The organism is Thermus sp. (assembly GCF_037444525.1).
Lineage (GTDB): Bacteria > Deinococcota > Deinococci > Deinococcales > Thermaceae > Thermus.
Genome location: NZ_JBBIMD010000066.1, coordinates 1 through 12,023, shown reverse-complemented (window position 1 = coordinate 12,023; position 12,023 = coordinate 1). Strand labels below are relative to the sequence as shown.

Annotated in this window: 13 protein-coding genes and 2 pseudogenes; 13 read left to right on the top strand and 2 right to left on the bottom strand. The window is 68.1% G+C overall.

The genetic code is table 11. From position 1 onward, the window contains the following. From WKI94_RS10110 to WKI94_RS10085, 6 genes and pseudogenes are all read left to right on the top strand, one after another. Positions 1–253 (top strand): annotated as a pseudogene (locus WKI94_RS10110) (transposase); the annotation flags it as partial. 63 nt (positions 254–316) lie between these two features. Further along, positions 317–685, top strand: coding sequence for a hypothetical protein (locus WKI94_RS10105; protein ID WP_337845615.1), 369 nt, complete (start codon positions 317–319; stop codon positions 683–685). Beyond that, positions 682–1,299: a uracil-DNA glycosylase gene (locus tag WKI94_RS10100; RefSeq protein ID WP_337845612.1), complete on the top strand. Its 618-nt coding sequence runs from the start codon at positions 682–684 to the stop codon at positions 1,297–1,299. The genes WKI94_RS10105 and WKI94_RS10100 overlap by 4 nt, the downstream gene beginning before the upstream one ends. Before the next feature lie 152 nt (positions 1,300–1,451). Further along, on the top strand, positions 1,452–2,282 hold the full coding sequence (modA, locus tag WKI94_RS10095; RefSeq protein WP_337845611.1) for a molybdate ABC transporter substrate-binding protein: 831 nt from the start codon (positions 1,452–1,454) through the stop codon (positions 2,280–2,282). Continuing rightward, entirely contained in the window at positions 2,279–2,956 is a 678-nt protein-coding gene (gene modB / locus WKI94_RS10090) for a molybdate ABC transporter permease subunit (RefSeq protein WP_337845610.1), read from the top strand. Before modA ends, modB begins: the two co-directional genes overlap by 4 nt. After that, entirely contained in the window at positions 2,935–3,933 is a 999-nt protein-coding gene (locus WKI94_RS10085) for an ABC transporter ATP-binding protein (protein WP_337845614.1), read from the top strand. Before modB ends, WKI94_RS10085 begins: the two co-directional genes overlap by 22 nt. Here WKI94_RS10085 and WKI94_RS10080 read toward each other — a convergent pair. Both WKI94_RS10080 and WKI94_RS10075 read right to left on the bottom strand, forming a co-directional pair. After that, positions 3,826–4,338 carry a hypothetical protein gene (locus tag WKI94_RS10080; protein ID WP_337845609.1) on the bottom strand — a complete coding sequence of 171 codons (513 nt, stop codon included), beginning with the start codon at positions 4,336–4,338 and terminating at the stop codon, positions 3,826–3,828. The genes WKI94_RS10085 and WKI94_RS10080 overlap by 108 nt on opposite strands. Before the next feature lie 51 nt (positions 4,339–4,389). After that, positions 4,390–4,716 carry a hypothetical protein gene (locus tag WKI94_RS10075; protein WP_337845608.1) on the bottom strand — a complete coding sequence of 109 codons (327 nt, stop codon included), beginning with the start codon at positions 4,714–4,716 and terminating at the stop codon, positions 4,390–4,392. A gap of 40 nt (positions 4,717–4,756) precedes the next feature. Here WKI94_RS10075 and hisS point away from each other — a divergent pair, with 40 nt between their 5' ends. From hisS to WKI94_RS10040, 7 genes and pseudogenes are all read left to right on the top strand, one after another. Further along, positions 4,757–6,013: a histidine--tRNA ligase gene (hisS, locus tag WKI94_RS10070; RefSeq protein WP_337845607.1), complete on the top strand. Its 1,257-nt coding sequence runs from the start codon at positions 4,757–4,759 to the stop codon at positions 6,011–6,013. Positions 6,014–6,026: 13 nt separating this feature from the next. Next, on the top strand, positions 6,027–7,772 hold the full coding sequence (gene aspS / locus WKI94_RS10065; protein WP_337845606.1) for an aspartate--tRNA ligase: 1,746 nt from the start codon (positions 6,027–6,029) through the stop codon (positions 7,770–7,772). Next, positions 7,765–8,658 (top strand): PhzF family phenazine biosynthesis protein, encoded by an 894-nt coding sequence (locus tag WKI94_RS10060; RefSeq protein WP_337845605.1) that lies wholly within the window; start codon positions 7,765–7,767, stop codon positions 8,656–8,658. Before aspS ends, WKI94_RS10060 begins: the two co-directional genes overlap by 8 nt. Next, positions 8,655–9,473 (top strand): HAD family hydrolase, encoded by an 819-nt coding sequence (locus WKI94_RS10055; RefSeq protein ID WP_337845604.1) that lies wholly within the window; start codon positions 8,655–8,657, stop codon positions 9,471–9,473. Before WKI94_RS10060 ends, WKI94_RS10055 begins: the two co-directional genes overlap by 4 nt. A gap of 2 nt (positions 9,474–9,475) precedes the next feature. After that, positions 9,476–10,792: an asparagine--tRNA ligase gene (gene asnS, locus WKI94_RS10050; RefSeq protein ID WP_337845603.1), complete on the top strand. Its 1,317-nt coding sequence runs from the start codon at positions 9,476–9,478 to the stop codon at positions 10,790–10,792. After that, positions 10,740–11,867 (top strand): annotated as a pseudogene (gene nhaA, locus WKI94_RS10045) (Na+/H+ antiporter NhaA); the annotation flags it as partial. The gene asnS and the pseudogene nhaA, both read left to right, overlap by 53 nt. An 83-nt stretch (positions 11,868–11,950) precedes the next feature. Further along, positions 11,951–12,023, top strand: a 73-nt coding sequence (locus tag WKI94_RS10040; protein ID WP_337845613.1) for a hypothetical protein, incomplete at its 3' end; no start/stop codon positions are given.

The following is a 12,023-nucleotide window of genomic DNA, read 5'->3' as shown; positions in this document are numbered from 1 at the left end:
TTGAGCTTCCTCCGCGGAGTCCCAAGTTGAATGGGCATGTGGAGCGCATGCAGCGGGCGTTTCGGGACGAGTTTTACACGCGTCCTCTGCCTTCTGGGATTGAGGGGCTTCAGCGGGAGTTGGATGCGTATTTGGACTACTACAACGGGCGGAGGCTGCACCGGGCTTTGGGGGGTCTTGCGCCCTTGGGGTTCCTGGCCAAGCTCAAGGAGGAGGGGGTCCCCACAGAGTCTCAAATGTGCTGGCCAACTACAGGCCCTTTAGGGCGGCGTATAATCTGCCAAAGGATGGGCCCTTTGGCCGGAAAGGAGCGGGGATGGAGTTCAAGATCACGCTGACCACGGAGGAAATCGTTAGGGGGCTGAAGCACTACCGGCGCATCGCCAAGCAGGATGTCCTCCGGGCACCGGAGACGCCCAACCCCGAGGTCTTCCGCCGCCACGCGGAGGCCCGGCGGGAGGTCTACGCCAAGCTGGCGGAGGTGGCTGAAAGGGAAGGGCCGGAGGCCGTGGTCCAGTACGCCCTGGAACTCTACAAGTCCCTGCCCTTTGTAAGCGGGACCCCGGAGGATCAGTACCCCGAGATCAAGGGCCAGGAGAACGCCCTGGAGAACTTCTTCCTCATGATCGGCCTGGACCCCAAGACCCGCCGCGAGGCCCGGAAGGCCCGGAAACCCCTAGGATGACCCTGGACCTCCTGGAAGCGCAGGCCAGAGCCTGCACCGCCTGCCGCCTAGCCGAGGGCCGCACCCAGGTGGTCTTCGGGGAGGGCCACCCCGACGCCCAACTCATGATCGTGGGGGAGGGCCCCGGGGAGGAGGAGGACAAGACCGGCCGGCCCTTCGTGGGCAAGGCGGGCCAGCTCCTGAACCGCATCCTCGAGGCCGCGGGGATTCCCCGCGAGGAGGTCTACATCACCAACATCGTGAAGTGTCGTCCCCCAGGCAACCGCATCCCCCTCCCCGACGAGGCCAAGATCTGCACGGACAAATGGCTCCTCAAGCAGATTGAGCTGGTAGCCCCCCAGATCATCGTCCCCCTGGGGGCGGTGGCGGCCGAGTTCTTCCTGGGGGAGAAGGTTTCCATCACCAAGGTGCGGGGGCAGTGGTTCACCTGGAACGGGATCCGGGTCTTCCCCATGTTCCACCCCGCCTACCTCCTCCGGAACCCGAGCCGGGCCCCAGGTAGCCCCAAGCACCTCACCTGGCTGGACATCCAGGAGGTGAAGCGGGCCCTGGACGCCCTCCCCCCCAAGCCCCGGCGCCAGATCCGCACGGTGAGCCAGGAGCCCCTTTTCTGAGTGTCCCCTAAAGCCAGGGGGCCCCGGAACCCCGTAAAATGAGCCTGCCTCCGAGCCCGGAAGGACCCCTTAGGCCCTTCCGGGCCGGGCCTTGGGCCCCGAGGTGGTGGGGGTAACCCTGCCGCCTGCCTGCGGACGCAAAGGAGGTGATCTTGACGAAGCTTTTTCCTTTTCTTCTCCTCCTGGGCCTGGCCTGGGCCCAGGAGGTACGGGTGGCGGCGGCCTCGGACCTCCTGTACGCCCTGGAGGAGGTGCGGACCGCCTTCCTGCGGGCACACCCAGAGGTTAGGGTGACCATGATCTTCGGCTCCTCGGGAAAGCTTTACACCCAGATCCTCCAGGGCCTGCCCGTGGACCTTTTCCTCTCCGCGGACGAGCGCTACCCCAGGTTCCTGGAAGAACGGGGCCTGGCGGAGGCCGGCACTCGCATCCCCTACGCCCTGGGCCGGCTCGCCCTTTGGGTGCGGAAGGACCTGGGGCTGGACCCCGCCCAGGGGCCCACCCTCCTGCGGTCCCCCAAGGCCAGGGGCCTGGCCCTGGCCAACCCCGTCCACGCCCCCTACGGGCGGGCGGCGGCCACCCTGCTGGAGCGCTACGGCCTCCTCAGGCGAAGGGTGGGGCCGAACCTTCCTTGGGAAGCCCTGCCCTGGGAGCGGGGCCTAGAGGCCCTCTACGACCCCACCCCCCTTAAGGAGGGGAAGGAGAGCTTCACCTTCCTCTACGGGGAAAACGCCAGCCAGGCGGCCCAGCTGGCCCTAAAGGGGCCGGGGGTGGGGCTCATTCCCCTTTCCCTGGTGCAAAGCCCGGCCTTAGAGGGGGCGGGAGGCCACTGGGTGGCCCCCATGGAGGCCCACCTCCCGCTGCTCCAGGTTTCCCTTGTCCTCAAGGGGCGGGGAAGGCCTGAGGTCCTAGCCTTCCAGCGCTTTCTGGTGGGCCCTGAGGGGCGGGCCATCCTCCAGCGCGATGGGTTCGGCCTGCCATGACGGACCCGGACTTCTTCCAGGCCCTTTCCCTGAGCCTCCAGGTGGCCTCCCTTTCCCTCCTCTTCCTCCTCCCTTTGGGAGTGCCCCTGGCCTGGACCTTTGCCTTCCGCACCTTCCCAGGAAAGCGCCTTTTGGAAACGCTCTTCCTCCTCCCCTTGGTCCTGCCCCCCACGGTCCTGGGGTTTTACCTCCTCCTCCTCCTGGGGCCTGAGGGGCCCGTGCAACGCCACCTGGGCCTGAGCTGGGCTTTCCGCCTCGAGGGCCTGGTGGTGGCCAGCGTCCTCTTCAACCTCCCCTTCGCCCTCACCGCCTACCGGGAGGCCTTTTTGGCCCTGGACCGCACCCTTTTGGACACCGCCCGCACCTTGGGGGCGGGGCCTTGGAAGCTTTGGCGGAGGCTTGTCCTCCCCCTCACCTGGCCAGGCCTCCTCTCGGGGAGCCTCCTGGCCTTCGCCCACACCCTGGGGGAGTTTGGGGTGGTCCTCATGGTGGGGGGGGCCATCCCCGGCAAGACCCAGACGGTGAGCATCTACATCTACGACCTGGTGCAGGCCCTGAAGTTTGAGGAGGCGACCCGGGCCTCGGGGATGCTCTTCCTCCTGAGCTTCCTCCTCCTCTACCTGGGCCGTAGCCTGGAGGCAAGATGGCGGGCATGGAGGTCCACTACCGGATAACAAGGCCCATCCGCCTCGAGGCCCGCCTCACCGTGGAGGGCTTCACCGTGCTCCTCGGGGAAAGCGGAGCCGGCAAGACCACCCTCTTAAGGGCCCTGGCAGGCCTCCTCCCCGCGGAAGGCACCCCCTTCACCGGCCTCCCCCCCGAAAGGCGGCCCGTGGGCTACCTCCCCCAGGACCTCGGCCTCTTCCCCCACCTCAGGGCCTGGGAGAACGTGGCCTTTCCCCTGAAAGACCCCCCGCGGGAGGCAAGGGCCAAGGCCCTCCGCCTCCTGGAGCGGGTGGGGCTTCTGGAGCACGCGGAAAAGTGGCCCCACCAGCTTTCGGGAGGGCAGCGGCAGCGGGTGGCCCTGGCCCGGGCCCTGGCCCGGGGGGCGGAGCTCCTCCTTCTGGACGAACCCACCTCCAGCCTGGACCCCCTGACCCGCACCCAGGTCCTGGCGGAGCTGGTGGGCCTCCTCCGCAAGGAGGGCCTCCCCACCCTGGCGGTGAGCCACGACCCCATGGTGGCGGGCCTGGCGGACCGCCTGGCGGTGCTCCTGGACGGCCGGATCGCCCAGGAGGGCCCGGCCCAGGAGGTCCTGGCCCACCCCGCGGAAAGCCGGGTGGCCCGCCTCTTGGGCTACGCCAACGTCTTCCCCGTGGAGGTGAGGGATGGGGGGGTGTGGGCGGGCGGGGTCTTCCTCTGCCTTCCCCTCCCCCCCTGGGCCCGGCCCGGGGAGAGGGCCTTTTTGGCGGTGCGGGCCGAGGAGGTCTTGGTGGTCCGCCCGGACAGGCCCCGCCCCGGGGAGAACACCCTCCAGGGCAGTCTTCAAACCCTCCACCCCGAGGGGCTAGGCTACCGGGGGCGTTTCCAGGGGGCCCTTAGCCTAGAGATCCTCCTGCCCCGGCACGTGCAAGAGCGGCTCCGCCTCCAGCCGGGCCAGCCCCTGGAGGTGGTCCTGAAGCCCCGCTACCTGCACCTGATGCCGCGCTAGGGCCTGGAGGAGGGGGTCGGAAAGGCCAAACTTCAGGCGGACCCGCTTGAGGAAAAAGCGCCTTTGGTCCTTGGTAAGCCCCTTCAGTGCCCCCTCCACCCCCCCGAGGTGGGCCAGGGCCCGCGCCTCCCCCAGGGAAAGGCGGAACCCTCCCTGGCCCTTAAGGCCCTGGGGAAGGGTCCTGGGGTCGTCCCGGCGGGTGAGGAAGCGAAGGGCCTGGGGATCGTAGGCCCTTAGGCCAAAGGGGGTACGCCAAACCCAAACCTGGCCCCGGGGAAGGTGGGCCAGATCGGCCAGGACCAGGCCCCTTCCCTCCTTCCAAAAAACCTTCCAGCCTGCCCTTTGCAAAACCCGGTAAAGCTCGGCGTAAAGCTCCAGATCTTCGGTGTACACCACCGCCACCACGGCGTTCCTCCTTCCCTAAAAGCCCGAAAACCCTAAGGCGCCGTTAAGGGCTTAGAGGGAAGGGGGGGCTCGAGGGCGGGTGGCCTGGGGGAAAGCCGCCGGAAAGCCCGGGAGGCCCTGGACCCGACCGCGGCCCACGAAGAGGGGAGCCGGGGCTGGAGGGGGCTCCACGGGGGGCAGGCCCTCCGCCACCTGGAGGCCGCAGAGGGGGCTGTGCTCAAGGTGAGCCTGCCCCTCCGTGGTGCAGAGATCCCCCCTTAGCGCGGGGTTCTGCACCTCCATGAGGTAAAGCTGCAGGGCCACCCCGGTGGAGGCGAGGAGGGTAAGGAGGAGGTAAAGCCCCACGAGGGGGCCCCTGGCCTTACCCCAGGAGGGCATGGCTTCAGGATACGGTAGGCCCCTTGTAAAGTGGAAGGGTATGGCGGTTAAGGGCGCCAAGGACCTTTTCGGGGAGGAGCTCAGGCTTCACCAGCGCATCGTGGCCCAGGCCCGGGCGGTGCTGGAATCGGCGGGGGCGGTGGAGCTCATCACCCCCATCTTCGAGGAAACCCACGTCTTTGAGAAGGGCGTGGGGGCCTCCACGGATATCGTACGCAAGGAGATGTTCACCTTCCAGGACCGGGGGGGGCGCTTCCTCACCCTCCGGCCCGAGGGCACCGCAGCCATGGTGCGGGCCTACCTGGAGCACGGGATGAAGGTCTGGCCCCAGCCCGTAAGGCTGTGGATGGCGGGGCCCATGTTCCGGGCGGAAAGGCCCCAGAAGGGGCGCTACCGCCAGTTCCACCAGGTGGACTACGAGGCCCTAGGCTCCGAGGACCCCCTTTTGGACGCGGAGGCCATCGCCCTCCTCTGGACCATCCTGAGGGAGCTTGGGCTTAGGGGCCTTTTGGTGAAGCTTTCCTCCGTGGGCGATCCGGAGGACCGGGCCCGCTACAACGCCTACCTGCGGGAGGTCCTGGGCCCTTACCGGGAGGAGCTTTCCGAGGACTCCAAGGAGAGGCTTCTCCTAAACCCCATGCGCATCCTGGACTCCAAGAGCGAAAAGGACCAAGCCCTTCTCAAGGAACTTGGGGTAAAGCCCATGCTGGACTTCCTGGGGGAGGCCGCCCGGGCCCACCTCCTGGCAGTGGAGACCCACCTTAGGGCCCTCGGCATCCCCTACGAGCTGGACCCGGCCTTGGTGCGGGGCCTGGACTACTACGTGCGCACCGCCTTTGAGGTCCACCACCAGGAGATCGGGGCCCAGTCCGCCCTAGGGGGTGGGGGGCGGTACGACGGGCTTTCCGAGCTCCTCGGGGGGCCTAGGGTGCCGGGAGTGGGGTTTGCTTTTGGGGTGGAGCGGGTGGGCCTGGCCCTGGAGGCGGAAGGGGTGGCCCCCCCTCCGGGAAAGGGCCCCGACCTCTACCTCATCCCCCTCACGGGGGAAGGGGTGGGGGCGGCCTTCCAGCTGGCCCAGCGCCTCAGGCCCAGGGTGCGGGTGGAGTTCAGCCTAAGCCCCAAAAAGCCCGCCAAGGGCCTCGAGGAGGCCCTGAAGCGGAGGGCGGCCTTCGCGGGGTTTTTGGGGGAGGAGGAGCTAAGGCTAAGGGAGGTCACCCTCAAGCACCTGGCCACGGGAGAGCAGGTGCGCCTAAGGGAGGAAGAGGTCTTGGGGCACCTCCTCAGGGCTTTGGGGTAATCTTGGGAAGATTATGCGCCGCACCCACTACGCCGGGCTTCTAAGGGAAGAGGACGTCGGAAAGGAGGTGGTCCTGGAAGGCTGGGTGAACCGCCGCCGGGACCTGGGGGGGCTTATCTTCCTGGACCTGAGGGACCGGGAAGGGCTGGTGCAGCTGGTGGCCCACCCCGAAAGCCCGGCCTACCGGGAGGCGGAGCGGGTCCGGGGGGAGTGGGTGGTGCGGGCCAAGGGGGTGGTGCGCCGCCGCCCAGAGCCCAACCCCAGGCTCCCCACAGGCAGTCTGGAGGTGGAGCTTTCCGAGCTCACCGTCTTGGCCCAGGCCAAGACCCCCCCCTTCCCCGTGGACGCCGGCTGGCGTGGGGAGGAGGAGAAGGAGGTCTCGGAGGAGCTCCGCCTGAAGTACCGCTACCTGGACCTGAGGCGGAAGCGCATGCAGGAAAACCTGCGCCTCCGCCACCGGGTGATCAAGGCCATCTGGGACTTCCTGGACCGGGAGGGCTTCGTCCAGGTGGAAACCCCCTTCCTCACCAAGAGCACCCCGGAAGGGGCGCGGGACTTTTTGGTGCCCTACCGGCACGAACCCGGCCTCTTCTACGCCCTGCCCCAGTCCCCCCAGCTTTTCAAGCAGATGCTCATGGTGGCAGGGCTGGACCGCTACTTCCAGATCGCCCGCTGCTTCCGGGATGAGGACCTCAGGGCCGACCGCCAGCCCGACTTCACCCAGCTGGACCTGGAGATGAGCTTCGTGGAGGTGGAGGACATCCTCACCCTGAACGAGCGCCTCATGGCCCACGTCTTCCGCGAGGCCTTAGGGGTGGAGCTTTCCCTCCCCTTCCCCCGCCTCCCCTACCGGGAGGCCATGGAGCGCTTCGGCTCGGACAAGCCCGACCTCCGCTTTGGCCTGGAGCTTAAGGAGGTGGGGGAGCTCTTCCGGGAAAGCCCCTTTGCCCTCTTCCGGGAAGCGGAGAGCGTGAAGGCCTTGGCCGTCCCCAAGGCCCTCTCCCGCAAGGAGATCGGGGAGCTCGAGGAGGTGGCCAAGCGGCATGGGGCCGGGGGGCTGGCCTGGGCCCGGGTGGAGGAAGGAGGCCTCGCGGGCGGGGTGGCCAAGCACCTGGAAGCGCAAAGGGAGGCCCTCCTAAAGGCCACGGGGGCCTCGGTGGGGGACACCCTCCTCTTCGCCGCGGGGCCCCGTAGGACGGTCCAGGAGGCGCTGGGACAGGTGCGCCTTAAGCTGGCGGACCTCCTGGGCCTCAAGCGGGAGGGCTTCGCCTTCCTGTGGGTGGTGGACTTTCCCCTTCTGGAATGGGACGCGGAGCGGGGGGGCTGGACCTACATGCACCACCCCTTCACCCGCCCCCACCCCGAGGACCTGCCCCTTCTGGAGGAGGACCCGGGGCGGGTGCGGGCCCTGGCCTACGACCTGGTGCTCAATGGGGTGGAGGTGGGCGGGGGGTCCATCCGCATCCACGACCCCGCCCTCCAGGCCCAGATGTTCCGCCTCCTCGGCATCGGGGAGGAGGAGCAGAAGGAGAAGTTCGGTTTCTTCCTCGAGGCCCTCACCTACGGGGCCCCACCCCACGGGGGCATCGCCTGGGGCCTGGACCGCCTCCTAGCCCTCATGACGGGGAGCCCCTCCATCCGCGAGGTCATCGCCTTCCCCAAGAACAAGGAGGGCAAGGACCCCCTCACGGGGGCCCCAAGCCCGGTGCCGGAGGAGCAGCTCCGGGAGCTTGGCCTGCAGGTGATCCGGCATGGCTAGGATTCCGTACGCGTTGGTGGACGCCTTCACCCCAAGCCCGGGGGCGGGAAACCGGGTGGCCTTGGTGCTAGACGCCCGGGGGCTGGACGCGGAGGCCCTCCGGGCTCTCGCCCAAAGGACCGGCACTCCGGAGACGGCCTTCGTCCTCGGGCGGGAAGGGGTGGTCTACGGGATTCGCTTCTTCACCCCCGAGGGCGAGGTGGAGTTCTCCGGCCACGCGGCCATCGCCCTGGGCCTCACCCTGGTGCGGCTTGGTCTGGCCCCGGAAGGGGCAACGCGGCTCTACCTGGAAACCCCCGGGGAAACCCTGCCGGTGGAGATCGCCTATGAGGAGGGGATGCCCAAAAAGGCCTGGGTGCGGGGGCCAAGGCCTCGCTTCCGCGACCTTCCCCCCTACCAGGCCCTGAAGGAGGTCCTCGAGGCCTTGGGCACCGACGAGCGCTACCTCCACCGAGGCCTCCCCTATGGCATCGCCTACACCGGCATCTGGAGCCTCTTCGTCCCCCTGGTGGCCCCCGGGGTGGTAGACGCCCTGGAGCCAGAGATGGTAGCCCTTAGGACGGCCTCGCAAAAGCTCTCCGTGGGGACGGTGCACGCCTACGCCCCCATGGGCCCCCGGAGCTTCTACGCCCGAAGCTTCGCCCCCCTCCTCGGCATCCTGGAAGACCCGGTGACGGGCTCGGCCAATGCCGCCTTAGGGGCCCTTTTGGCCCGGGCGGGGGTGGTGCCCAGGCGGGAGGGGGAGGTCCGCCTCACCTTCTACCAGGGCCACCGGCTGGGGAACCCGGGGGTGGTGGAGGTGCGGGTGAGCTATAGCCCCTCGGGGGAGCCCTACGGGGTGGAGATCGGAGGGGAGGCCGCCACCGTGGAGGTGGGGGAGCTTTGAAGCTCGTTTTCCTGGACGTGGACGGCACCCTGGTGGGGCCCCAGGGGGTGCCCGAATGCGCCTGGGAAGCCATTGAGGAGGCCAAGGCCCAGGGGCTTCGCCTGAGCCTGGTCACGGGGCGGCCTGGGCGGGGGGAGGCTTTGCGCTACGCCCGGAGGCTGGACCCAGAGGGCCTGCACATCTTTGAGTCGGGGGCGGTGGTCCTGGCCCTGGGCCAAGACCCCCACGAGCCCCCCGCCCACCCCTTCCATGTGGAGGCCCTGCCCGAAAAAGCCGCCCAGGAAACGGTGCGGCTTGCCCGGCGGCTTGGGCTGCTCCTCGAGGCCTACACCGCGGACGGGGGGTTTTTCGTGGAGGGGGCAGATCCTGTCCTGGAAGCCCACCAGGCCCTCTTGGACCTGAAGGCCGAGGAGGCCAACCTCCTCAGCCTCACCGGGCTCGTCCGGCTCCAGATCCTCCTAAGGCCCGAAGATCCCCTAAAGGCCTTCCTGGAAGGCCTCCCCAAGGACCTGGCCTTCCACCTGGCGGAAAGCCCCAAGATGCCCGGCGTCCGCTTCCTCTCCCTCACCAAAGGGGGGGTGAGCAAGCGCACCGCGGCGGAGCGGGTGGCCCGGGCCTACGGGCTTTCCCTAAGAGAGGCGGCCATGGTGGGGGACGGGGAAAACGACCTGGAGCTCATCCGGGCCGTGGGCCTGGGGGTGGCCATGGGAAACGCTCCCCTTGCCGTTCAAAAGGCCGCCCGCTGGGTGGCCCCCCCGGTGGAGGCCTGCGGCCTGGCCGAGGCCCTGAGGCGGATAGGGGGTAGAATCCCTTAGGTATGCGGGTTTTCATTGAGGACATCGCCCGGCACGAGGGCCAGGAGGTGGAGCTCAGGGGCTGGCTCTACGGGAAAAGAAGCAAGGGCAAGATCCACTTCCTCATCCTCCGGGATGGCACCGGCTTCCTCCAGGCCACGGTGGTGAAGGGGGAGGTGCCCGAGGCGGCCTTCCAGGAAGCGGACCACCTCCCCCAGGAGACGGCCCTCATCCTGAAGGGCCTGGTGCGCAAGGACGAGCGGGCCCCCGGGGGGTATGAGCTTGCCGTACGGGACCTAAAGGTGGTGAGCCGGCCCCAAGGGGAGTACCCCATCGGCCCCAAGGAGCACGGAATAGACTTCCTCCTGGACCACCGCCACCTCTGGCTCCGCCACCGCAGGCCCTTCGCGGTGCTCCGCATCCGGGACGAGCTGGAGCGGGCCATCCACGAGTTCTTCGGGGCGCGGGGCTTTCTCCGCTTTGATGCCCCCATCCTCACCCCCAGCGCCGTGGAGGGCACCACGGAGCTCTTTGAGGTGGACCTCTTTGACGGGGAGAAGGCCTACCTCTCCCAGTCGGGCCAGCTCTACGCGGAGGCGGGGGCCCTGGCCTTCGCCAAGGTCTACACCTTCGGCCCCACCTTCCGCGCGGAAAGGAGCAAGACCCGGCGCCACCTCCTGGAGTTCTGGATGGTGGAGCCCGAGGTGGCCTTCATGACCCACGAGGAGAACATGGCCCTCCAGGAGGAGCTTTTGGTCTTCCTGGTGGGCCGGGTTCTGGAGCGGCGGGCCCGGGAGCTGGAGATGCTGGAGCGCGACCCAAAGGCCCTAGAGCCCGCCGCGGAGGGAAGCTATCCCCGCCTCACCTATAAGGAGGCCGTGGCCCTGGTGAACCGCCTGGCGGAGGAGGACCCCGAGGTGCCCCCCATGGTCTACGGGGAGGACTTCGGCGCCCCCCAGGAGGCGGCCCTAAGCCGGCGGTTTGACCGGCCGGTCTTCGTGGAGCGCTACCCCGCCAAGGTGAAGGCCTTCTACATGGAACCCGACCCCAATGACCCGGAGCTCGTCCTCAACGACGACCTCCTGGCCCCCGAGGGCTACGGGGAGATCATCGGGGGTAGCCAGAGGATCCACGACCTGGAGCGCTTAAGGCGCAGGATCCGGGAGTTCGGCCTCCCCGAGGAGGTCTACGAGTGGTACCTGGACCTGAGGCGCTTCGGGAGCGTCCCCCACTCGGGGTTTGGGCTGGGCCTCGAGCGCACCGTGGCCTGGATCTGCGGCCTGGCCCATGTGCGGGAGGCCATCCCCTTCCCCCGGATGTACACCCGCATGCGCCCCTGAGAAAAGCGGGCCCCATCTATCCATCTTGTACCCAGGCTATAATGGGGTCATGCGCTTTCCAAATTTGCTGGACCAGTTTCTGGAAAGCGAGTCCGAAGGCGGCGTCCTCCTCTTCCTCGCCGCCCTGGCTGCTTTTCTAGTGGCCAACTCCCCTTTGAGCCCGGCCTATTTCGGGCTGAAGGAAACCCCCCTAGGGGTGGGCTTCGGGGATTGGAAGCTGGAAAAGCCCTTGGTCCTCTGGGTCAACGACCTCCTCATGGCCTTTTTCTTCCTCCTGGTGGGGCTGGAGATCAAGCGGGAACTCCTCCAGGGGGAGCTCAAAGATCCCCGGCAAGCAGGGCTAGCCGTGGCCGCGGCCATTGGGGGGATGGCGATACCGGCCCTGGTCTACCTGGCCTTCAACTAGGGCGGGGAGGGGATAAAGGGCTGGGGCGTGCCCATGGCCACGGACATTGCCTTCGCCCTAGGTGTGCTGGCTCTCCTAGGCTCCAGGGTTCCCTTAGGGCTTAAGGTCTTCCTCACCGCCCTGGCCATCGTGGACGACCTGGGGGCGGTCCTGGTCATCGCCCTCTTTTACACGGGGAACCTCAACGTGGGGGCCTTAGCCTGGGCAGTCCTTTTCCTGGGACTCGCCTTCCTGGCCAACCGGCTTGGGGTGCGAGCCCTTCTCGTGTACATGGTCCTTGGGCTTTTCCTCTGGTACTTCACCCTCAAGTCGGGGATCCACGCCACCCTAGCCGGGGTGCTCCTGGCCCTGGCCATCCCCCTAACCCGGGCCTTGCCCCTGCCGGAACTACACAGGGAGTTAGGGGAAATGGCCCAACAGGACCCCGAGGCCCTGGAAGGGGCCCTGGAGGGCCTCGAGGCCAGCCTGGTCCGGGCCCAAAGCCCCTTACACCGGCTGGAACACCTCCTCCACCCCTGGGTGGCCTACCTGATCCTCCCCATCTTCGCCTTCTTCAACGCCGGGGTGGCCCTGGAAGGGGTAACCTTGGGCCCTGTGGCCCTGGGGGCCTTCTTTGGCCTCCTCCTTGGCAAGCCCCTGGGCATCCTCCTCTTCTCCTTCCTAGCGGTGAGGGCTGGGCTCGCCCAGCTTCCAGCAGGGGCGGACTGGCGGGCCATCCTAGGCGTGGGTTCCTGGCGGGCATCGGCTTCACCATGGCCCTCTTCATCGCCGCTTTGGCTTTCCCAAGCCCCTCCCTTCTCGACCAGGCCAAGCTTGGGGTGCTCT

Coding starts and splice junctions, on each gene's coding strand:
- aspS (WP_337845606.1), top strand. CDS start 6,027: ATGCGCCGCACCCACTACGCCGGGCTTCTAAGGGAAGAGGACGTCGGA.
- WKI94_RS10100 (WP_337845612.1), top strand. CDS start 682: ATGACCCTGGACCTCCTGGAAGCGCAGGCCAGAGCCTGCACCGCCTGC.
- WKI94_RS10085 (WP_337845614.1), top strand. CDS start 2,935: ATGGAGGTCCACTACCGGATAACAAGGCCCATCCGCCTCGAGGCCCGC.
- WKI94_RS10105 (WP_337845615.1), top strand. CDS start 317: ATGGAGTTCAAGATCACGCTGACCACGGAGGAAATCGTTAGGGGGCTG.
- asnS (WP_337845603.1), top strand. CDS start 9,476: ATGCGGGTTTTCATTGAGGACATCGCCCGGCACGAGGGCCAGGAGGTG.
- WKI94_RS10060 (WP_337845605.1), top strand. CDS start 7,765: ATGGCTAGGATTCCGTACGCGTTGGTGGACGCCTTCACCCCAAGCCCG.
- modB (WP_337845610.1), top strand. CDS start 2,279: ATGACGGACCCGGACTTCTTCCAGGCCCTTTCCCTGAGCCTCCAGGTG.
- WKI94_RS10075 (WP_337845608.1), bottom strand. CDS start 4,716: ATGCCCTCCTGGGGTAAGGCCAGGGGCCCCCTCGTGGGGCTTTACCTC.
- hisS (WP_337845607.1), top strand. CDS start 4,757: ATGGCGGTTAAGGGCGCCAAGGACCTTTTCGGGGAGGAGCTCAGGCTT.